Source organism: Microbacterium tumbae, from assembly GCF_054780175.1.
In genome coordinates this window covers 330,023-350,202 of record NZ_BAAGWV010000003.1, presented here as the reverse complement: position 1 = coordinate 350,202, position 20,180 = coordinate 330,023, and the positions used below count along the sequence as shown (strand labels likewise).

Annotated in this window: 16 protein-coding genes and 1 riboswitch; of the genes, 9 read left to right on the top strand and 7 right to left on the bottom strand. The window is 70.3% G+C overall.

The window, feature by feature from the left end; genetic code table 11:
* Positions 1–2: 2 nt before the first annotated feature.
* From hpaE to ACYVGQ_RS13415, 4 genes are read left to right on the top strand one after another with little or no spacing between them, the layout of a single operon-like run.
* Positions 3–1,499 (top strand): 5-carboxymethyl-2-hydroxymuconate semialdehyde dehydrogenase, encoded by a 1,497-nt coding sequence (gene hpaE, locus ACYVGQ_RS13430; RefSeq protein ID WP_460785149.1) that lies wholly within the window; start codon positions 3–5, stop codon positions 1,497–1,499.
* A gap of 22 nt (positions 1,500–1,521) precedes the next feature.
* A complete protein-coding gene (hpaD, locus tag ACYVGQ_RS13425) occupies positions 1,522–2,679 on the top strand; it encodes a 3,4-dihydroxyphenylacetate 2,3-dioxygenase (protein ID WP_460785148.1) in 1,158 nt (385 codons plus the stop codon).
* Positions 2,676–3,464, top strand: a complete 789-nt coding sequence (locus ACYVGQ_RS13420; protein ID WP_460785147.1) for a 2-keto-4-pentenoate hydratase — start codon at positions 2,676–2,678, stop codon at positions 3,462–3,464. Before hpaD ends, ACYVGQ_RS13420 begins: the two co-directional genes overlap by 4 nt.
* Positions 3,449–4,225, top strand: a complete 777-nt coding sequence (locus ACYVGQ_RS13415) for an HpcH/HpaI aldolase family protein (RefSeq protein WP_460785146.1) — start codon at positions 3,449–3,451, stop codon at positions 4,223–4,225. Before ACYVGQ_RS13420 ends, ACYVGQ_RS13415 begins: the two co-directional genes overlap by 16 nt.
* A 69-nt stretch (positions 4,226–4,294) precedes the next feature.
* On the opposite strand, the gene ACYVGQ_RS13410 is transcribed toward ACYVGQ_RS13415, so the two are convergent.
* The 5 genes from ACYVGQ_RS13410 to ACYVGQ_RS13390 form a co-directional block, all read right to left on the bottom strand.
* A complete protein-coding gene (locus ACYVGQ_RS13410; protein WP_460785145.1) occupies positions 4,295–5,458 on the bottom strand; it encodes an ROK family transcriptional regulator in 1,164 nt (387 codons plus the stop codon).
* A 148-nt stretch (positions 5,459–5,606) separates the two neighbouring features.
* Positions 5,607–7,958: a beta-xylosidase/alpha-l-arabinosidase gene (locus ACYVGQ_RS13405; protein ID WP_460785144.1), complete on the bottom strand. Its 2,352-nt coding sequence runs from the start codon at positions 7,956–7,958 to the stop codon at positions 5,607–5,609.
* 36 nt (positions 7,959–7,994) lie between these two features.
* Positions 7,995–8,900 (bottom strand): carbohydrate ABC transporter permease, encoded by a 906-nt coding sequence (locus tag ACYVGQ_RS13400; protein WP_460785142.1) that lies wholly within the window; start codon positions 8,898–8,900, stop codon positions 7,995–7,997.
* Positions 8,897–9,910, bottom strand: a complete 1,014-nt coding sequence (locus tag ACYVGQ_RS13395) for a carbohydrate ABC transporter permease (protein ID WP_460785141.1) — start codon at positions 9,908–9,910, stop codon at positions 8,897–8,899. Before ACYVGQ_RS13395 ends, ACYVGQ_RS13400 begins: the two co-directional genes overlap by 4 nt.
* An 8-nt stretch (positions 9,911–9,918) precedes the next feature.
* The gene (locus ACYVGQ_RS13390) at positions 9,919–11,211 is read right to left on the bottom strand and encodes an extracellular solute-binding protein (RefSeq protein WP_460785139.1); all 1,293 of its coding nucleotides are present in this window, start codon (positions 11,209–11,211) and stop codon (positions 9,919–9,921) included.
* A 149-nt stretch (positions 11,212–11,360) separates the two neighbouring features.
* Between ACYVGQ_RS13390 and ACYVGQ_RS13385 the strand changes: the two genes are divergently transcribed.
* The 5 genes from ACYVGQ_RS13385 to ACYVGQ_RS13365 all read left to right on the top strand — a co-directional run bounded on the left by ACYVGQ_RS13385 (position 11,361) and on the right by ACYVGQ_RS13365 (position 17,148).
* The gene (locus ACYVGQ_RS13385) at positions 11,361–12,359 is read left to right on the top strand and encodes a LacI family DNA-binding transcriptional regulator (RefSeq protein WP_460785138.1); all 999 of its coding nucleotides are present in this window, start codon (positions 11,361–11,363) and stop codon (positions 12,357–12,359) included.
* Between the two features lie 94 nt (positions 12,360–12,453).
* On the top strand, positions 12,454–13,647 hold the full coding sequence (gene xylA / locus ACYVGQ_RS13380; protein ID WP_460785137.1) for a xylose isomerase: 1,194 nt from the start codon (positions 12,454–12,456) through the stop codon (positions 13,645–13,647).
* A complete protein-coding gene (gene xylB / locus ACYVGQ_RS13375) occupies positions 13,644–14,972 on the top strand; it encodes a xylulokinase (protein WP_460785136.1) in 1,329 nt (442 codons plus the stop codon). Before xylA ends, xylB begins: the two co-directional genes overlap by 4 nt.
* Positions 14,973–15,161: 189 nt before the next feature.
* Positions 15,162–16,400, top strand: a complete 1,239-nt coding sequence (locus ACYVGQ_RS13370; RefSeq protein ID WP_460785135.1) for an MFS transporter — start codon at positions 15,162–15,164, stop codon at positions 16,398–16,400.
* A 22-nt stretch (positions 16,401–16,422) separates the two neighbouring features.
* On the top strand, positions 16,423–17,148 hold the full coding sequence (locus ACYVGQ_RS13365) for a DUF6882 domain-containing protein (protein WP_460785134.1): 726 nt from the start codon (positions 16,423–16,425) through the stop codon (positions 17,146–17,148).
* 642 nt (positions 17,149–17,790) lie between these two features.
* Here the strand turns inward: ACYVGQ_RS13365 and ACYVGQ_RS13360 are convergent.
* Entirely contained in the window at positions 17,791–18,669 is an 879-nt protein-coding gene (locus tag ACYVGQ_RS13360) for a bifunctional methylenetetrahydrofolate dehydrogenase/methenyltetrahydrofolate cyclohydrolase (protein ID WP_460785133.1), read from the bottom strand.
* An 87-nt stretch (positions 18,670–18,756) separates the two neighbouring features.
* On the bottom strand, positions 18,757–20,031 hold the full coding sequence (gene glyA / locus ACYVGQ_RS13355; RefSeq protein WP_460785132.1) for a serine hydroxymethyltransferase: 1,275 nt from the start codon (positions 20,029–20,031) through the stop codon (positions 18,757–18,759).
* Between the two features lie 60 nt (positions 20,032–20,091).
* Positions 20,092–20,175: riboswitch (ZMP/ZTP riboswitch) on the bottom strand.
* Between the last annotated feature and the right edge of the window lie 5 nt (positions 20,176–20,180).

Here is a 20,180-nt window from a genome sequence, read left to right as displayed (position 1 = left end):
ACATGACCGATCCGCGCATTCCCGCAGACCTCCCCGACCGGATCCGCCACTACATCGACGGCGCCTTCGTCGACTCCGTCGACGGGGACGTGTTCGACGTGCTCGACCCCGTCACGAACGACACCTACACGACGGCCGCCGCCGGCAAGAAGGCGGACGTCGACCTCGCCGTCGCCGCCGCGCGACGGGCGTTCACCGAAGGGCCGTGGCCGAGGATGCTGCCGCGCGAGCGCAGCCGCGTGCTGCACCGCATCGCGGACATCGTGGAGTCCCGCGACCAGCGGCTCGCCGAGATGGAGTCCTACGACTCCGGCCTGCCGATCACCCAGGCCCTCGGCCAGGCGCGGCGCGCGGCGGAGAACTTCCGCTTCTTCGCGGACCTCGTCGTGGCGCAGGCCGACGACACCTTCAAGGTCCCAGGACGTCAGATCAACTACGTCAACCGCAAGCCGATCGGCGTCGCGGGGCTCATCACCCCGTGGAACACGCCCTTCATGCTGGAATCCTGGAAGCTCGGCCCCGCTCTGGCGACCGGCAACACCGTGGTCCTCAAGCCCGCCGAGTTCACGCCGCTGTCGGCGTCGCTGTGGGCCGGCATCTTCGAAGAGGCAGGTCTCCCGCAGGGCGTCTTCAACCTCGTGAACGGCCTGGGCGAGGAGGCCGGCGATGCGCTGGTGAAGCATCCGGACGTCCCGCTCATCTCCTTCACCGGTGAAAGCTCCACCGGTCAGCTGATCTTCGGCAACGCCGCACCCCACCTGAAGGGCCTGTCGATGGAGCTGGGCGGCAAGTCGCCCGCGGTCGTCTTCGCGGACGCCGATCTGGACGCCGCGATCGATGCGACGATCTTCGGCGTGTTCTCCCTCAACGGCGAGCGCTGCACCGCCGGCTCGCGCATCCTCGTGGAGCGCTCCGTCTACGAGGAGTTCGTCGAGCGCTATGCCGCGCAGGCGAAGCGCGTGAAGGTCGGCCATCCGCACGACCCCGCGACCGAGGTCGGCGCGCTCGTGCATCCGGAGCACCACGCGAAGGTCATGAGCTACGTCGAGATCGGCAAGAGCGAGGCGCGCCTTGTCGCAGGGGGCGGACGCCCGGAGGGCTTCGAGACCGGGAACTTCGTCGCCCCCACGGTGTTCGCCGACGTCTCCCCCGAAGCCCGCATCTTCCAGGAGGAGATCTTCGGCCCCGTCGTCGCCCTCACACCGTTCGACTCCGATGAGGAGGCGCTCGCGCTGGCGAACGGCACGAAGTACGGACTCGCCGCCTACATCTGGACGAACGACCTCAAGCGCGCGCACAACTTCGCCGGCGCCGTCGAGGCCGGAATGGTCTGGCTGAACTCCAACAACGTTCGGGATCTGCGCACGCCGTTCGGCGGGGTGAAGGCATCGGGGCTCGGACACGAGGGCGGCTATCGCTCCATCGACTTCTACACCGACCAGCAGGCCGTGCACGTCACGCTCGGCGAGGTCCACAACCCCACGTTCGGCAAGAACTGACCCGATCAGCGAGGACGCTGCCATGACAGACAAGACGCACAGGACGCTGACGTCCTCCGGATACTACGTGTCCCAGGAGGCGCCCATCATCGCCGACGATCCGATCCCGACGCCGGAGAGCACTCCGCCCGACGTGCTGCGCTGCGCCTACATGGAGCTCGTCGTGACGGACCTCGCCGCCTCCCGGCAGTTCTACGTCGACATCCTCGGGCTCTATGTCACGGAGGAGGACGAGGAGGCCATCTACCTGCGCTCGACCGAGGAGTTCATCCACCACAACCTCGTGCTGCGCAAGGGCCCGATCGCCGCCGTCGCCGCGTTCAGCTACCGCGTGCGCACCCCGGAGGATCTCGACCGCGCCGTCGCCTTCTACACCGAGCTGGGCTGCGACGTCCGCCGCGCCCCCGCAGGCTTCGTGAAGGGCGTCGGCGACTCGGTGCGCGTGGTCGACCCGCTCGGCTTCCCCTACGAGTTCTTCCACCAGGCCGACCACGTCGAGCGGATGTCGTGGCGCTACGACCTGCACACCCCCGGCGAGCTCGTGCGGCTGGATCACTTCAACCAGGTCACCCCCGACGTCCCCCGCGCGGTCGCCTACATGCAGGATCTCGGCTTCCGCGTCACGGAGGACATCCAAGACGACGAGGGGACCGTGTACGCGGCGTGGATGCGCCGCAAGCCCACCGTGCACGACACCGCCATGACCGGCGGAGACGGACCCCGCATGCACCACGTCTGCTTCGCGACCCACGAGAAGCACAACATCCTCGCGATCTGCGACAAGCTGGGGGCCCTCCGCCGTTCCGACGCGATCGAGCGCGGCCCAGGCAGACACGGCGTGTCGAATGCCTTCTACCTGTACCTGCGCGATCCGGACGGACACCGCGTCGAGGTCTACACGCAGGACTACTACACCGGCGATCCGGACAACCCCGTCGTCACCTGGGACGTGCACGACAACCAGCGCCGCGACTGGTGGGGCAACCCCGTCGTGCCGAGCTGGTACACCGAGGCGTCCCTCGTCCTGGACCTCGACGGCGTCCCGCAGCCCGTCGCCGCCCGCACCGACGACAGCGAGATGGCCGTCACGATCGGCGCAGACGGCTTCTCCTACACGCGCCCAGGCGACGAGCTGCCGGAGTACAAGCAGGGCGAGTACAAGCTGGGGCACCAGCTGTGACGCTCTCCCCCGACACCATCGCACAGCTCGCCGCCGAGCTCGCCGAGGCCGATCGCACGCACTCCGTCATCCCGCGCATCACCGCGCGGCACCCGGCTGCCGGGATCGACGACTCCTACGCGATCCAAGGCGTCTGGCGGGATGCGCAGGTCGCCGCAGGGCGGACGCTCGTGGGCCGCAAGATCGGCCTCACGTCGAAGGCCATGCAGCAGGCGACCGGGATCGCGGAGCCCGACTACGGGGTGATGTTCGACGACACCGTGCACCCCTCCGGCGCGACGCTGCGGTACGAGGACTTCTCGAACGTGCGGATCGAGGTCGAGCTGGCGTTCGTGCTGAAGCATCCGCTCGAAGGTCCGGACCGCACGCTCGAAGACGCACTCGCCGCGACCGACCATGTCGTGCCGGCGCTGGAGGTCCTGAACTCGCATATCGAGCTCGACGGCCGCACGATCGTCGACACCATCAGCGACAATGCCGCCTACGGGGCGATGATCCTCGGCGAGGCGCGCAGACGCCCGGACGAGATCGACCTGCGCTGGGTTCCGGGGGTCCTCTCCCGCAACGGCGAGATCGAGGAGACCGGCGTCGCTGCGGGCGTCCTCGGCCACCCCGCCACCGGCGTCGCATGGCTGGCGAACAAGCTCCACCAGCACGGTGCACGCCTGGAGGCCGGGGAGATCATCCTGGCCGGATCCTTCACCCGTCCGATGTGGGTGTCCAGGGGGGATGTCGTCCGCTGCGACTACCGAGAGATGGGAACGATCGAATGCCGCTTCGTCTAGCGCCCTCGTTCCGCGAGCGCCTCGCCGGCTCGTCCACGCCGCAGATCGGCATGTGGGTGTGCTCCGGCAGCCCGCTCGTCGCGGAGATCGCAGCGGGCTCAGGGGTCGACTGGCTGCTCATCGACATGGAGCACTCCGCGAACTCCCTCGACTCCGTGCTGCACCAGCTGCAGGCCGTCGCCGCCTATCCGGTCGCCCCGCTCGTGCGCGTGCCGTGGAACGATCCCGTGATCATCAAGCAGGTGCTGGATCTCGGCGCGCAGGACCTCATCGTCCCGATGGTGTCGTCGGCGGCGGCGGCCGAGGCGGCGGTCGCGGCGACCCGCTATCCCCCGCACGGCATCCGCGGCGTCGGCAGCGCGCTCTCGCGCAGCGCACGCTGGAACAGGGTCGACGACTACCTGCAGGGCGCGGGGACGCACGTCTCCCTGACGGTGCAGATAGAGACCGCCGCCGGGGTCGAGAACGCCGCGGACATCGCCGCCGTCGAGGGGGTGGACGCCGTCTTCGTCGGGCCGTCCGACCTCGCCGCCTCGCTCGGGCGCCTCGGGCAGCAGGGCCATCCGGACGTCCTGGACGCCGTGCACCGGACCTTCGCCGCCGTGCAGGCCGCGGGCAAGCCGGTGGGCGTGAACGCGTTCGACCCCGCCACCGCGGATGCCTACCTCGCCGACGGTGCCGATTTCGTCGCCGTCGGCGCCGACGTGGCGATGCTCGCCCGCGCCTCCGAGGCGCTCACGGCCCGGTTCGCCCGTCGCTGAGGCGCTCGAATCGCGCAAATGGTCGCATCCGCCGCGCGGATGGAACCATTTGCGCGATTCGAGCCGCGGTCAGCGGAGCGGATCGAGGAACAGCGGGGCGAAGGCGGCCTCAGCCGCGCCGATGAGCAGCCGGTCGGCGCCGAGCGCTGCGGCCGTCACCGAGACCTGCTCGGCGGGGGCCTCGAGGGAACGAGAGCGCACCTCCGCGTCGAATCCCACGGGGTCCCGGTCGCGCAGCATGGCGAGGAAACCGCCGAGCACCACGATCGAGGGATTGAGGACGTTCACCGCGTTCGCGAGGGACGCTGCGAGCACCCGGCGCTGCCGTTCGATCTCGGCGATCACCTCCGCGTCGCTGGTGGCGGCGAGGACGGCGGCGAGCGCCGCGTCGTCCACGGCGCCGAGCCGGGCCGCCTGCAGCAGCCTGGCGCGGTTCACCTCGTCCTCCAGGACGCCGCCGTCGCTGCGCCTGTCGTCGTCGGAGAGGATGCCAGGACGCGTCTGGCCCCACTCCCCCGCATAGCCCCCCGCTCCGGCGATGAGGCGTCCGTCCAGGATCAGACCTCCGCCGATGCCGCTGGAGCCGCCGTTGAGATAGACGACGTCCCGATGCTCCCGCGCCGCGCCGAACAGCCGCTCGGCGCGCGCGCCCAGCGAGGCGTCGTTGTCGACGAAGACCGCGAGCCCCAGAGCCGCGGACAGCGCATCGGCGATCGGGGCGTCCCGCCAGCCGAGATGAGGCGCGAGCCGGACGATGCCGTCCTCGGCACGCACCAGGCCCGGGACGGCGAGACCGATTCCGGCGATGATCGCCGGCGCGGATGCCGCGGTGCGGCGCTCGCGCACGAAATCGACGACGGCGTCCACCACCTCGGCAACGCTCGGCGGGGTCGCGCACTCGATCCGCCGGCGCTCACGGACGACGCCGCCCAGCGAGATCGCGCCGATCTCTATCGCGTCCACTTCGGGGTTGACGGCGATCGCGACGACATCCTCGCTCGGCGCGACGATCGGCGAGGGCCTGCCCACCCTGCGCGTCGCATCAGGCTCCTGCTCCACGACGAGACCCCGCGTGACCAGGTCGGCGACGAGATCCGCGACCGTGGAGCGGTTCAGCCCGGTGTCGGCGGTGAGGACGGCGCGCGACCGCGGGCCGTGATGGTGCACGAGGCGCAGCACCTCGCCGAGATTCGCACGGCGCACGCCCTCGATCCCTGACGCTCGTTCCGCCATCACGCCTCCGTCGAAAAGTTTGTTGCTCCTGACACGATATCCGCAGGGCGCCGTCGGGACGGCTCAGTACGGGGCAGACGACCCGTGCGGCGCGCAGCCGAGGCGCGGAGGACGGACGAAGCCGCGGGGATCGCGCTCCGGGCCGGCCTCACCGCACGGCTTCGGCGACGTGCACCGTGGACGTCACCACGCGGGGGTCGGCCGGCGTGACGGGATGGACGTCGCCGATGATGCGGACGGTCGCGGGCGGTGTCGCCCTGCCGTCGGCCTCCGTGGCCGCCGCATCCGCCCCGACCCATACCTGCACGTCCCCCGGCTCGACGATGCGCGTCAGGGAGCGGTCGCTGAAGGCGAATCGCTGGGTGGGGACGGTGAAGACGACCGTCGCCGACTCGCCCGCCTCGAGGGAGATCCGGCGGAACCCGAGCAGCTGCGCGACCGGCCGGGTGACGGAGGCGACCGGATCGCGACCGTAGAGCTGCACGACGTCGTCCGACGCCCGCTCACCGGTGTTGGACGCGGTCACGCTGACCTCGAAGGCCTGCCCCGCGACGGCTTCGTCGTCGGCGAGCAGCTCGTCATAGGCGAACGCCGAGTAGGAGAGGCCGAAGCCGAACGGCCGCACCGGGGTGGGGTCCGTCGCCGTGACATCGGAGGGACCGCCGAGCCGCGGATGCAGATACGAGTACGGCTGCGCCCCCGCGGACCGCGGCAGGGTGACGGGCAGACGGCCGGAAGGGGTCACGCGGCCGGAGATGATCCCGGCGAGCGCAGATCCGCCCTCCTCACCGGGGAAGAACGCCTGGAGCACCGCCGCGGGACGATCCGCCCCGCCGTCCAGGGCCCAGCCGATCGCGTAGGGGCGTCCGGTGAGCGCGACCATCACGACCGGGGTGCCGGTGGCGACCAGCGCTTCGACGAGCTCGCGCTGCACACCGGGAAGCTCGAGGCTCTCAGAGTCGTTGCCTTCGCCGACGGTGCCCCGCCCGAAGAGGCCGGCCTGATCGCCGACGACGACGATCGCGACGTCCGCGGCGCGGGCCGCGTCGGTCGCCGCTTCGATGCCGCTCCGGTCCTCGCCCTCGACCGCGCAGCCGGGGGCGGTGAGGAGGCGGACGCCGGGCAGCTCGGACGCGAGCGCCTCTCGCACGCTGGGGATCTCGAAGCCGATGGGGTGGTCGGGATGGTGCGCGAGAACGTGGTTGGCGAAGGAGTAGCACCCCATCAGGGCTTCCGCCCGGTCGGCGTTGGGTCCGATCACGGCGATGGCCGGCGTGTTCCGGTCGCCGAGCCGCAGCGGAAGGATGCCGTCGTTGGAGAGGAGCACGACCGACTCCTCCGCGAGGCGCCGGGCGATGTCGCGATGGCGCGGCGAGTCCAGGTCGATCTCGGCGGGCGGCTCGTCCTCGAAGGCGCCCGGCTCGAGCAGTCCCAGCTCCTCCTTCTGGGAGAGCGCGCGAAGCACCGCACGATCGACGAACGCCTCGTCGAGGAGCCCGCCCCTGATCCGCCTCGCGAGCGGCGCGAGATAGGCGTCGCCCGTCGGCAGCTCGACATCGACCCCCGCGGTCAGCGCGGCCTGCGCCGCAGCCCCTCGGTCCTCGGCGATCCGGTGCATCATCTCGAGGAACGCGACGGCGAAGTAGTCCGCGACGACCACGCCGTCGAATCCCCAGGCCTCGCGCAGCAGCCCGGTGAGGTGCTCGGCGCTGGACCCGAGCGGCACGCCGTCGATCTCGGCGTAGGAGTTCATGACGGAGCGGACTCCGCCCTCGATCACCGCCATCTCGAACGGCGGGAGGAAGACGTCGGCCACCTCGCGAGGACCGGCCGCGACCGGAGCGTGGTTGCGGCCCGCCGTGGACCCCGCGTATCCGACGAAGTGCTTGAGCGTCGCGTGCACCCCGGCGGACTGCAGCCCGCGCACATAGGACGTGCCGATCACGCCCACCACGTAGGGGTCCTCGGCGATGCACTCGTCCACGCGCCCCCAGCGCGGGTCGCGGATCACGTCCAGCACGGGGGCGAGCCCCTGATGGATGCCGAGCTCCCGCATGGAGTCGCCGATCGAGGCGGCCATCTCCTCGACGAGCCCCGGGTCGAACGAGGCGCCCCAGGCCAGCGGCGTCGGGAAGGTCGCGGCCTTCCACGCGGCGAGACCGGTGAGGCACTCCTCGTGCACCAGCGCCGGGATGCCGAGACGGGTCTCCCGCTTCAGCCGACGCTGCTCGCCCCACAGCCACGCAGCGCGTTCGGCGGGGTCCACCGGCCGGGTGCCGTACACCCTGGTGTAGTGCCCGATGCCATCGCGGGTGATGTCGGCGAGGGCTCCGGATGCCGCCGAGCCCGCCATCTCGTCCGCCATGGGCGCGACGACCTCACCGCCCTGATCGAGCCAGTAGCCGACGAGCTGCGCGAGCTTCTCCTCGAGCGTCATCCGCTCCAGGAGCGCCTGCACGCGCGCGGATGGGTTCGGGTACGCGGGGATGTCCGCTGTCATGTGGTTCTCCATCGATCTTTCGGTCTCGACGCTCGATCAGCCCTTGACCGCACCGGTCAGGCCGCCGACGATGCGGCGCTCGAACAGGCTGAAGAAGATCAGCGCCGGCAGCATCGACAGCGAGGTGTACGCGAGCACCCGCGCGGTGTCGACCGAGTACTGCGAGGCGAAGCTCTGCACGCCGAGCGGCAGGGTGAACAGGTTCGGATCGTTGAGCAGGAACAGCGGCAGCATGTAGCCGTTCCACGCCCCGATGAAGGCCAGGATGCCGACGGTGATGACGCCGGGCAGGCTGAGCGGGACCACCATCCGCCAGAAGAACCCCAGCCGCGAGGCTCCGTCTATCGACGCCGCCTCCTCGAGCTCCTTCGGGATCGCCTTCAGGAACGGCACGAGGATGATGATCGTGGTCGGCAGGGCGAAGGCGATCTGCGGCAGGACGATGCCGGCGAGGTTGTTCACGAGGCCGAGGTTGCGGATCAGCAGGTAGAGCGGCGTGATGGCCACCGTCGCGGGGAACATGAGCCCGGCCGCGAACAGCGAGTACATCACGGCCTTGCCGGAGAACTCGTAGCGGGCGATGACGTAGCTCGCCATGACCCCGAGCCCGACCGCTCCGAGCGTGGTGCCCACCGCCGAGACGGTGGAGTTGCGCATCGCGGTCCAGAACTCTCTGCTGCCCAGCACGTCGGTGTAGTTGGCGATCTGCCAGGGCGCCGGCCAGCCGGACGGATCCGTGGTGATCTGCGAGTTCGTGCGGAAGCCGCCGATGACGATGTACAGCACCGGCGTGACGCAGATCGTGATGAGCACCAGCGCCAGCAGGTAGACGCCGGGGCTGCCCCAGCGCACGCCGGACGCCGACCGCCGCCCTCGCGCGCCCAGGCGTCCGTCCGGGCCGACCGCCTGGATCGCGACGGAGGTCCTCGGTGAGTCGGTCATCGCTTCCGCGCCTTTCCGCCGCCGGTCAGGGCGCCTTCCGTGTCACGGCGGAGCACGAACCGCTGGTACAGGAGGGCGACCGTGAGGGAGATGAGGAACAGCATCACGGCGACCGCGTTGCCGAAGCCGTAGTTCCCGGCCAGATGGCCGTTCTGGTACATGTAGGTCGCCATCGTCGAGGTGCCGGCCGTCGCGGCGATGTACTGGCCCCAGATGATGTTGACGAGGTCGAAGAGCTGCAGCGAGCCGATGATCGACAGGAATGCCCAGATCCGGATGGTGGGTCCGAGCAGGGGCAGCGTGATGCTCCACTGCGCCTTCCAGAAGCCGGCGCCGTCGATGGCAGCGGCTTCGTACAGCTCCCCGGGGATCGACTGCATGCCGGCGAGCATGAGGATGACGGCGAAGCCGATGTACTTCCACGTGATGATGATCATCAGGGACCACATCGCGATCGCGGGATCGGCGATCCAGGACTGCGCGAGGGCGCCCAGCCCCCACTTCTCGAGCAGGGAGTTCACGGCTCCCGCGTCCTGCAGCATCAGGCTCCAGCCCGTGCCGACGACGACCTCAGCGATCACATAGGGCATGAAGATCAGCACCCGGATGACGGAGCGGCCGCGGATCTTCTGGTTCAGCAGCAGGGCGAACAGGATCGCGATCGGGCCCTGCATGATCAGCGACAGCACGACGATGACGAAGTTGTGCGTCACCGCCGCCCTGAACGTCTCGTCCTGCAGCATGAGCACGTAGTTGTCGATGCCGACGAACTCGGTGGGCCAGCCGAAGCCGTTCCATTTGAAGAAGCCGTAGAAGGCGGCCATCCCCACCGGCAGGATGACGAAGCCGACGAAGACCAGCAGCGCAGGTCCCGTGAGCAGCGCGATCTCGCCGCGCTTGCGCCAATCCGCCCGCGGTGATCGCCGCGCCGGGACCGAGGGGGGCTCGGTCCCGGCGCGGGTGCCGCTCTCAGGGGCTGCGGGTTCCCTCAGCGCCTGGGATCCGGACATGGTTCGCGTCAGCCCCTTGCCGCGGCGTTCGCGATGGTGTCGACGAGCTTCTGCGGGTCGCCCTGACCGGCGAGCATCTCGACGACGCCGGTGTTCAGCGCGTTGCCGACGTTCTGCCCCAGGGCCGTGTCCAGCCACAGCGAGACGTAGGGCGCCTGACCGTAGGCCTCCATCAGCGGCAGAAGCGAGGGGTCGGTGACCGCCCCCGTCGCGTCCTGGTTGGCCGGGATCGTCTGGAACGCGGTGGCGTACTTCTCCTGCCATTCCTGCGAGGAGACGAAGTTGAGGAAGTCCTCGCACGCCGCCGGCGAATCCGCGGAGCAGGAGTAGCCGTCGACGCCGCCCATCATGGCGCCCGGCGCTCCGTCGCCGCCGTCCACCTCGGGGAAGGGGAACCAGCCGAGGTCGGGCAGCGGCTTCTGATCGGGGGTGAGGCTCGCGATGACGCCCACGTCCCAGGCGCCCATGAGCTCCATCGCCGCCTTGTGGTTGGCGACGAGTCCGGCGGAGGAGTTCGCGCCCTGCTGGGCGGAGGTGGTGAGGAAGCCGTCGTTGAACGGCTCGGTCGCGGCGAAGTCGGCGAGGTTCTCCGCGGCATCCAGCCAGCATCCGTCCGAGAAGTCCGGATCGGTCGCCAGGTTCTGCACGACGTCCTGGCCGCATGCGCGCACGGCGAAGAAGTAGTACCAGTGCGCAGCGGGCCAGGCGTCCTTCGCGCCGAGCGCGATCGGCGCGATGCCGGCGTCCTTCAGCTTCTCGATGGCGTCCTCGAGCTCGGCGATCGTCGTCGGCTCCTGGGCTATGCCCGCCTCGGCGAAGAGGTCCTTGCTGTAGAAGATGCCGCCGGGGAGCACCGAGCTCGGCACCCCGTAGATCTTGCCGTCGACCGTGAAGGCGCTGAACGGCGCGTCTCCGAAGGCGGTCTTCACATCGTCGTCGATGAGGTCCGTGAGGTCCTTGACCTGGCCGGCGCTGACGATGTCGGCGAGCTTCCCGCCGCCGCGCGCCATGAAGATGTCCGGCATGTCGCCGGAGTTGGCCGCGGTCTGCAGCTTGCCGTCCATGTCCTCGTTCTGGATCGACACCACATCGATCGTCACATCCGGATTCGCCTCGTGGAACGCCGCGACCGCATCGTCCCAGTACTGCTTGCCGTCGCCGGTGGTGGAGTTGTGCCACATCGTCAGCGTGGTCGCCCCGCCCTCGTCCGATCCGTCTCCCCCACTGGTGCAACCGGTCAGTCCGAGCATCCCCACCGCCGCGACGACCGCTCCCGCGGTCCATGCCTTGCGCATGTTCATGCTGTGTCTCCTCTTCATCGAGTCCTCGTGCAGCACGGCATTCCGTATTTGTTGCCAGCCACACCAATGTGTTGTGTGACACTCTGACACCGCCCGCACGGTCGTGTCAAACGATATCGATAACGTTTTCTCTTCGCTAGGCTGACATCATGAACGCCCGCCCCACCATCACCGACGTCGCCCGCGCAGCCGGAGTGTCGGTGGCGACCGTCTCCAAGGCCATCAACGGACGCGACGGCGTCTCCGCCGCGACCCACGCACACGTGCTCAGCGTCGTCGCCGACCTCGGCTACGAGAGCTCGCTGGTCGCGACGTCGATGCGACGAGGCAGGACCGGCGTCATCGGGGTGCTGGTCGCGGAGTTCGAGCCCTTCGCCCTGCAGCTCCTGCGCGGCGTGTCCACCGCCCTCGAGGACACCCCGTACGACGTGCTCGCCTACGCGGGGACGGTATCGGCCGGCGACCACCTCGGATGGGAGCGCCGCTCGCTGTCCCGCCTGGGCGGGACCCTCATCGACGGCGCCATCCTCGTGACCCCGACCACGACGCCGGCGCAGAGCGCCGTCCCCATCGTGGCCGTCGATCCGCACACCGGGCCGGACGGGCCCGCGACCGTCGCCGTGCACAATGTCGACGGCGCCCGCGCGGCGACCGAGCATCTCATCGCCCTCGGCCACCGCCGGATCGGCCATCTCCGCGGCCGCACCGATCTGGAATCCGCCCACCAGCGCGAGCGGGGATACCGCGACGCCCTGGACGGCGCCGGCATCCCGTTCGACCCCGCGCTCGTGGCCGAGGGCGGCTACCGCGCGGCGAGCGCGACGACCGGCGCCCATGCGCTGCTCGACCTCGCCGACCGCCCGACCGCCGTCTTCGCGGCCAACGACCTGTCCGCCATCGAGATGATCCGCGTCGCCGCCGAACGAGGACTGCGCGTGCCGGAGGACCTCTCCGTGGCGGGGTTCGACGACATCCCCGAGGCCGCGTCGAGCGTGCCGCAGCTGACCACGGTGCGCCAGCCGCTCCCCGAGATGGGCGCCGCCGCCGTCGGCATCCTGCTCGGGATGCTCCGCGGCGGAGAGCCGGAGCACATCCGGATGCCCGCCGCGCTCATCGCGCGCGGCTCGACCGCCCCGCCGGCGCTCTGAGCTCCCCGAGGGGCGCCGCGCATTGCGCGGGTCCTCGCGCGCTGATATGTTTCTGATCACAACAATTCACCATCGATGTTGAAAGCGGCCCGCCATGTCTCTCACCCCCACCCGCGACGACAAGTTCTCCTTCGGACTCTGGACGATCGGCTACAACGGCACCGATCCCTTCGGAGGACCCACCCGTCCTGCGCTGGACGTCGTGCACGCGGTGGAGAGACTCGCCGAGCTCGGCGCGTACGGCCTGACCTTCCACGACGACGATCTGTTCGCGTTCGGCTCGACGGATGCCGAGCGCCGGACCCAGATCGATCGCCTCAAGGGCGCGCTCGCCGACACCGGCCTCGTCGTCCCGATGGTGACCACGAACCTGTTCAGCGCTCCCGTCTTCAAGGACGGCGGGTTCACCTCCAACGACCGCGACGTGCGCCGCTACGCCCTGCGCAAGGTCTTCCGTCAGCTCGACCTCGGAGCAGAGCTCGGAGCGAAGACCTTCGTCATGTGGGGCGGCCGCGAGGGCGCGGAGTACGACTCCGCCAAGGACGTGCGCGCCGCGCTCGAGCGCTACCGCGAAGCGGTGAACCTGCTCGCCGGCTACGTCACCGACAAGGGCTACGACATCCGCTTCGCGATCGAGCCGAAGCCGAACGAGCCGCGCGGCGACATCCTGCTGCCGACCCTCGGCCACGCCATCGCCTTCATCGACTCCCTGGAGCGCCCGGAGCTCTTCGGGGTGAACCCCGAGGTCGGGCACGAGCAGATGGCAGGACTCAACTTCACCGCAGGCATCGCCCAGGCGCTGTACCACGGCAAGCTCTTCCACATCGACCTCAACGGTCAGCGCGGCATCAAGTACGACCAGGACCTCGTGTTCGGCCACGGCGATCTGCACAACGCGTTCTCCCTCGTCGACCTGCTCGAGAACGGCGGCCCCGGCGGAGTGCCCGCCTACGACGGCCCGCGCCACTTCGACTACAAGCCCAGCCGCACCGAGGACGAGACGGGCGTGTGGGACTCCGCCGCGGCCAACATGCGCACCTACCTGCTTCTCAAGGAGCGGGCAGCGGCCTTCCGCGCCGACCCCGAGGTGCAGGAGGCGCTGGCCGCCGCGAAGGTGCCGGAGCTCTCGACGCCGACGCTGAACCCGGGTGAGAGCTACGACGACTTCCTCGCCGACCACAGCGCCTACGAGGACTTCGACGCGAACGCCTACTTCGGCGACCGCGGCTCCGGCTTCGTCCGTCTGCAGCAGCTCGCCACCGAGCACCTGCTCGGCGCGCGCCGATGACGCTGGTCGCGGGGGTCGACTCCTCGACGCAGAGCTGCAAGGTCGTCGTCCGCGACCTCGACACCGGGTCCGTGGTGCGCACCGGACGCGCCTCGCACCCGGACGGGACGGAAGTCGACCCGTCCGCATGGTGGGACGCGCTGCGGTCCGCGCTCGCGGAGGCGGGCGGTCTCGCCGATGTCGCGGCGGTCGGGATCGGCGGCCAGCAGCACGGCTTGGTCGCCCTCGACGTCGAGGGCCGCGTGATCCGCCCCGCGCTGCTGTGGAACGACGCCCGCTCGGCGGACGCCGCCGCCGCCCTCGTCGCCGAGGTCGGCGCCGAGGCGTACGCCGGCCGCGCCGGCCTCGTACCGGTGGCCTCCTTCACCGTGACGAAGCTGCGCTGGCTCGCGGACGCCGAGCCGGAGAACGCGGCACGGATCGCGGCCGTCGCGCTCCCGCACGACTGGCTGACGTGGCGTCTGCGCGGATACGGCCCTGCGGAGGAGGCGCCGCTCGGCCCGGTCCTGACGGAGCTCGTCACCGACCGCTCCGACGCCAGCGGGACGGGATACTTCGATCCGATGCGGAACGCGTACGACCGCGAGCTGCTGGATCTCGCCCTCCGCAGGAACGCCTCGGATGTGGTCCTCCCCCGGGTGCTCGGTCCCGCGGAGCACGTCCCGGGGCTGGACGGCATCCTCGTCTCCGCGGGCGCGGGCGACAACGCGGCCGCCGCCCTCGGCATGGGTGCGCGCGACGGAGACGTCGGCGTGTCCATCGGAACCAGCGGCACCGTGTTCGCGGTCACCGACGCGGCGATCGCCGACCCCACCGGGACCGTGGCCGGTTTCGCGGATGCGGCCGGAGGACGCCTGCCGATCGTGACGACGCTCAACGCCGCACGCGTGTTCGACGTCACGGCCGCCCTGCTCGGCGTCGATCTCGATGAGTTCTCCCGGCTCGCCCTGTCGGCGGATGCCGGAAGCGGAGGGCTTCGGCTGCAGCCCTGGTTCGAGGGCGAGCGCACGCCGAACCGTCCGGACGCCACCGCGACGCTCTCCGGGATGACCCTCGCCTCCACGACGCGCGAGAACCTGGCGCGTGCGGCGATCGAGGGAGTCCTCGGCGGTCTCGCGTTCGGGCTCGACGCGATCCGCGACCAGGGAGTCCGGGTGCAGCGCATCCTGCTGATCGGCGGTGCGGCGCAGAGCCGGGCGGTCAGGACGATCGCGACCGAGGTCTTCGACGCGCCGGTCGTGGTGCCGGAGCAGGGCGAGTACGTCGCCCTCGGCGCGGCCGTCCAGGCGGCATGGGCCCTGACCGGAGCCCGACCGGCCTGGTGATCAGGGATCCGCTCCCGGATCGGTGACGAATCACGGACGGAGCGCGGACGGATCACGGTCCCGGTGACGGATCACGGATGAGTCGGCGCACGACGTCCGTCATGACCTCCGCGAAACGTCACCGCCGTTGACCGTCCGTCGCCGCCGGCTGTGACAGGATCGACGGATGCCGCCGACGAAACGCCTCCGATGACCCGAGGGCTCGCCGCGATGCAGGATCCGGGCTTCCGCCGGTTCTTCATCGCCCGCGCGATCACGATGATCGCAGGGTCCATGTCATCGATCGCGCTCGCGTTCGCGGTGCTGGAGATCGACAACGACGCGCGCTCGCTGTCGTACGTGCTCGCCGCCTTCACGGTGAGCAACGTCGTCTTCCTCCTGTTCGGCGGCGTCGTCGCCGACCGTCTCCCCCGCGCCCTGATCATCCAGAGCTGCTACGTGATCGACATCCTCTCGATCGGGACCATGGCCGCCCTGCTGTTCAGCGGGACGGCGACCGTGCCGCTGCTCGCGATCCTCGCGGTCGTGAACGGCGCGTCCTCCGCCTTCGTGATGCCAGCGATGCAGGGCATCATCCCTCAGCTGACGACGCCGGAGCACCTCCAGCAGGCGAACGCCATGCTCTCCTTCGTGCGCTCCGCGGTCACGATCGGCGGCCCCGTCATCGCCGGGGTCCTGGTCGCCTCGGTCGGCCCCGCATGGGCCATGGTGGTGCAGGCGCTCGGCTGGATCATCGCGATCCCCGTCCTCGCACTCGTCCGGCTTCCGCCGCCGGCCGCCTCGGGAGGGACGACCATGCTCCACGACCTCCGCGTCGGATGGAGCGAGTTCTGGAGCCGCTCCTGGCTGTGGACCGTCGTCATCGCCTTCATGGTGATGAACGCGATCCACGTCGGCGCGTGGGGCGTGGCGGGGCCCTACGTCGCGAAGAACGACGCCCTCCTCGGCATCCAGGGCTGGGGCTGGGTTGTGAGCGCGGAGGGCGTGGGCGTGCTGGTGATGACCCTGCTGCTCATGTGGGTGCCGCTGCGGCGCCCCCTGCGGTGGGGGATGATCGGCATGGCGACGTTCGCGATCCCGCTGACGATGCTCGGACTCCATCCCGCCGTCGTGCTGCTCGCGATCGCCGCGTTCGTCGCCGGGGCGGGCATGGAGGTCTTCCACACCGGCTGGAACGTCGCGATGATGGAGAACATCCCCGGCGAGAAGCTCTCCAGGGTGTCCAGCTACGACATGCTGGGCAGCTTCGTCGTGATGCCGATCGGCACGCTGGTCTACGGATGGCTGATCACCCATGCGGACGTGCCGACCGTGCTCGTGACCTCGGCGCTCGTCTACGCGCTGTGCGCGCTCGCGACGCTCGCGGTGCCGAGCGTCCGGCGGATGCCCCGCGCGGCCGCGTCCGCATCGCAGGTGGCGGAATCATAGGATCTCCGGCCAGACTGGACGCATGACCTTCGCCGCACTCCAGCCTCTCGCCGATCGCGCCGCACTCTTCACCGCCCTGCGCCAGGACGCCCTCGCAGCGGCCACCGACGCGCTCGGCGAGAACCACTGGGATGCCGATATGAACGCGGGCACCCTGACGTTCACCGCGAACGCGGACAGCACGCGGCAGATCGTCGCGCGTCCGCACCTCATCGCCACGATCGCACCGGGCCCGCGGTCGCTGCTCTGGGCGTGGGCGCACCCGCAGGGAGACGCGCAGGGCGTCGCCGCCCAGCTGCGCGACTACGGTCAGCAGTACGGCATCGCCGAGCTCGCTCAGGCGGAGCTGCCGTTCCCCGCGGACACCGGCGCCGACGTCGATGCGTGGATCGCGGAGACGGCCCATCAGATCGGGACGGTCGCCGTCGAGATCACCGGCCGCTCGCCGTACTACTCGGCCCCCGTCGGCGGCGGCACGAGAGCGGTCTTCCTCCTGGACGCGCCGCTCGCACCGCTGACGGTGGGCGACGCGACGACCGTGCTTCCCCGCGTCCTCGCCGGCCTCGCGCTGAACGACGCCCGCTCCTCGGTGTGGGATGCCGCGCGGCTGGCCGGCTGGAACCTGCAGTGGACGGACGAGGCCTACACCGGCGCCGTGGTGAGCGACGCCTCCGGCTCCGCGACCTTCCGCTTCGACGAGCAGGCTCGGATCACCGGCGTCGAGGGATCCTTCGGCGCTCCCGCCTGACGCCGGGACCTCGCCCGATGTGCGGACGCCGGATGTGCCCGCGCACGTCTTGTGCCACCCTGAGGTCATGAAGAAGTGGATCGTCCGCGTCGTCTCGCTCTACGCGTTCAACGTCGTGGTGCTGCTGCTCATCGGGATGCTCATGCCGAACGTCAGCGTCGGCTGGGCGGCGCTGTGGGCGTCGATCGTCCTGACGGCGGCCGCGCTCGCCCTCAAGCCGCTGCTGCTGCGCGTGTTCCGCGGCGCGGCCGCGAGATCGGCGCCGTCCCGGACGAGGATCGGCGAGAAGACCGTGCAGTACGTGCTCGTTTTCGTCGTCGAGCTGATCGTCTGGGTCCTGACCGTCTGGCTGAGCAGCGTCCGCGTCGGGGGCTGGTTCTGGGGGTACGTGATCCCTCCCCTGGCGCTGCTGATCGCCTGGGTGGTCTACGACGTGATCGACGATCGTGTGGAGGCCGCGGCCGGGGGGGGCTGTACGACGCGGTGCGGTCGAAGGCCGCAGACTCCCGAACTCCGAGGCCCTCGGCGGACGGGAGCCATGACACCGGGGCCGCCGCACGGGCCGAGGCGACCGGGACCGCCCGGGAGGAGCTCGATGACGGGCTCACCCCCGAGCAGCGACGGATGCTGGACGAGCTGTAGTCAGGCCAGCCGCTCGGCCGCCTCGACGACGTTCGTCATGAGCAGCGCGACGGTCATCGGGCCCACCCCTCCGGGGTTCGGCGAGAGATGGCCGGCGACCTCAGCCACGTCCGGGTGCACATCCCCGTGGACGCGGGACTTCCCCGTCTCCGGGTCGTCCTCGCGCGTCACGCCCACGTCGAGCACCGCCGCACCCGGCTTGACGTCCTCCGGCCGGATGACGTGCTTCACGCCCGCGGCGGCGACGATGACGTCGGCCTCGCGCAGGTGGCGGGGCAGATCGACCGTGCCGGTGTGCGTGAGGGTGACCGTGGCATTGAGCTCGCGGCGGGTCAGCAGCAGGCCGATCGAACGGCCGATCGTGACGCCGCGTCCGACGACGACGACGTGCTTGCCCGCCAGGTCGTAGTCGTTGCGCAGCAGTAGCTCGATCACGCCGCGCGGCGTGCACGGCAAGGGCGTGCGGATGGGGGCGTTGACGTTCAGCACGAGCCGGCCGAGGTTGGTCGGGTGCAGGCCGTCGGCGTCCTTGGCCGGATCGATGCGCTCCAGGATCGCGTCGGTGTCCAGGTGCCTCGGCAGCGGCAGCTGCACGATGTAGCCGTGACATGCGGGGTCGGCGTTGAGCTCGTCGATCAGCGCCTCGACCTGCTCCTGCGTGGCATCGGCCGGCAGCTCGCGCTGGATGGAGTTCATCCCGATCGCCTCGGACTGCCTGTGCTTCATCCCCACGTACAGCTGGGAGGCGGGGTCGGCTCCCACGAGCACCGTCGCGATGCCGGGGATGATTCCCTTCGCGCGGAGCGCGGCGACCCGCTCGGTCAGCTCCGCCTTGATCTCGGCGGCCGCAGCCCTGCCGTCCAGAACCTTCGCGGTCATCTCACATTCCTTTCATCGAACCTGCGACACCACGCCGAGACGGCGTCGACACGACGCCGTCTCGGCGTGGTGGTGTTGATTCGAGGGTTACTGGGACAGCCCGGAATAGAGCGGGAACGCGGCGGCGAGCGCGTCGACGCGCGCCTTGAGAGGCGCCACGTCGGCGCCGGGCAGCAGCGCGAGCGCGATCACGTCGGCGACCTCGGTGAACTCGGCGTCGCCGAAGCCGCGGGTCGCGAGGGCGGGCGTGCCGATGCGCAGGCCCGAGGTCACCATCGGCGGACGCGGGTCGTTCGGAACCGCGTTGCGGTTCACCGTGATGTGGATGTCGTGCAGGAGGTCCTCGGCCTGCCTGCCGTCGATCTCGGCGTCGCGCAGGTCGACGAGCACGAGGTGCACGTCGGTGCCGCCGGAGCGGACCTTGATGCCCGCCGCCGCGACATCCTCGCGACCGAGGCGTTCGGCGAGGATCGCCGCGCCGCGGACCGTGCGCTCCTGACGCTCGCGGAACTCGGGCGTCCCGGCGATCTTGAAGGCGGTCGCCTTCGCGGCGATGACGTGCATGAGCGGGCCGCCCTGCTGCCCGGGGAAGACCGCGGAGTTGATCTTCTTGGCGAGGTCGGCGTCATTGGTAAGGATGAAGCCCGACCGCGGGCCGCCGATCGTCTTGTGCACGGTGGAGGACACGACGTGCGCGTGCGGGACCGGGCTCGGATGGATGCCCGCGGCGACGAGGCCGGCGAAGTGCGCCATGTCGACCCACAGGAGGGCGCCGACCTCGTCGGCGATCGCGCGGAAGGCTGCGAAGTCGAGCTGACGCGGGTAGGCGGACCAGCCGGCGATGATGACCTTCGGCTTGTGCTCGAGGGCGAGGCGCCGCACCTCGTCCATGTCGACGAGCGAGGTCTCCGCATTCACGCCGTAGGCGACGATGTCGTAGAGACGGCCGGAGAAGTTGATCTTCATGCCGTGCGTGAGGTGGCCGCCGTGGTCGAGCGAGAGACCGAGCAGGGTGTCGCCGGGGCGGGCGATCGCGTGGAGCACGGCCGCGTTCGCCGTGGCCCCGGAGTGCGGCTGGACGTTGGCGAACTCGGCGCCGAACAGGTCCTTCGCGCGCTGGATGGCCAGCTCCTCGGCGACATCGACCTCCTCGCAGCCGCCGTAGTAGCGACGGCCGGGGTAGCCCTCCGCATACTTGTTCGTGAGCACGGACCCCTGCGACTGCAGCACCGAGACGGGCACGAAGTTCTCGGACGCGATCATCTCGAGGTAGCCGCGCTGGCGGTTCAGCTCCCGCTCGAGGACCTCGGCGATCTCCGGATCGACCTCGGACAGCGGCGCGTTGAAGTACGGATCGGTCATGGCGTTCTCTTTCGTTCGAAATCGGTCGATGATCACCTCCGCGTGGCGGACGTGTCGAAACGCATCGGCCCAGGCGCGCGGTCGAATTCCGTAACGGTCGCTCCCCGGTGGTGACCCACCCAGACGCCAGTCGCGACGGTTCGAGCATA

What these genes read in the sequence shown, in the direction of transcription:
- hpaE (WP_460785149.1), top strand. Translation starts at nt 3, where the DNA reads ATGACCGATCCGCGCATTCCCGCAGACCTCCCCGACCGGATCCGCCAC.
- hpaD (WP_460785148.1), top strand. Translation starts at nt 1,522, where the DNA reads ATGACAGACAAGACGCACAGGACGCTGACGTCCTCCGGATACTACGTG.
- ACYVGQ_RS13415 (WP_460785146.1), top strand. Translation starts at nt 3,449, where the DNA reads ATGCCGCTTCGTCTAGCGCCCTCGTTCCGCGAGCGCCTCGCCGGCTCG.
- ACYVGQ_RS13410 (WP_460785145.1), bottom strand. Translation starts at nt 5,458, where the DNA reads ATGGCGGAACGAGCGTCAGGGATCGAGGGCGTGCGCCGTGCGAATCTC.
- ACYVGQ_RS13405 (WP_460785144.1), bottom strand. Translation starts at nt 7,958, where the DNA reads ATGACAGCGGACATCCCCGCGTACCCGAACCCATCCGCGCGCGTGCAG.
- ACYVGQ_RS13400 (WP_460785142.1), bottom strand. Translation starts at nt 8,900, where the DNA reads ATGACCGACTCACCGAGGACCTCCGTCGCGATCCAGGCGGTCGGCCCG.
- ACYVGQ_RS13395 (WP_460785141.1), bottom strand. Translation starts at nt 9,910, where the DNA reads ATGTCCGGATCCCAGGCGCTGAGGGAACCCGCAGCCCCTGAGAGCGGC.
- ACYVGQ_RS13390 (WP_460785139.1), bottom strand. Translation starts at nt 11,211, where the DNA reads ATGAACATGCGCAAGGCATGGACCGCGGGAGCGGTCGTCGCGGCGGTG.
- ACYVGQ_RS13385 (WP_460785138.1), top strand. Translation starts at nt 11,361, where the DNA reads ATGAACGCCCGCCCCACCATCACCGACGTCGCCCGCGCAGCCGGAGTG.
- xylA (WP_460785137.1), top strand. Translation starts at nt 12,454, where the DNA reads ATGTCTCTCACCCCCACCCGCGACGACAAGTTCTCCTTCGGACTCTGG.
- xylB (WP_460785136.1), top strand. Translation starts at nt 13,644, where the DNA reads ATGACGCTGGTCGCGGGGGTCGACTCCTCGACGCAGAGCTGCAAGGTC.
- ACYVGQ_RS13370 (WP_460785135.1), top strand. Translation starts at nt 15,162, where the DNA reads ATGACCCGAGGGCTCGCCGCGATGCAGGATCCGGGCTTCCGCCGGTTC.
- ACYVGQ_RS13365 (WP_460785134.1), top strand. Translation starts at nt 16,423, where the DNA reads ATGACCTTCGCCGCACTCCAGCCTCTCGCCGATCGCGCCGCACTCTTC.
- ACYVGQ_RS13360 (WP_460785133.1), bottom strand. Translation starts at nt 18,669, where the DNA reads ATGACCGCGAAGGTTCTGGACGGCAGGGCTGCGGCCGCCGAGATCAAG.
- glyA (WP_460785132.1), bottom strand. Translation starts at nt 20,031, where the DNA reads ATGACCGATCCGTACTTCAACGCGCCGCTGTCCGAGGTCGATCCGGAG.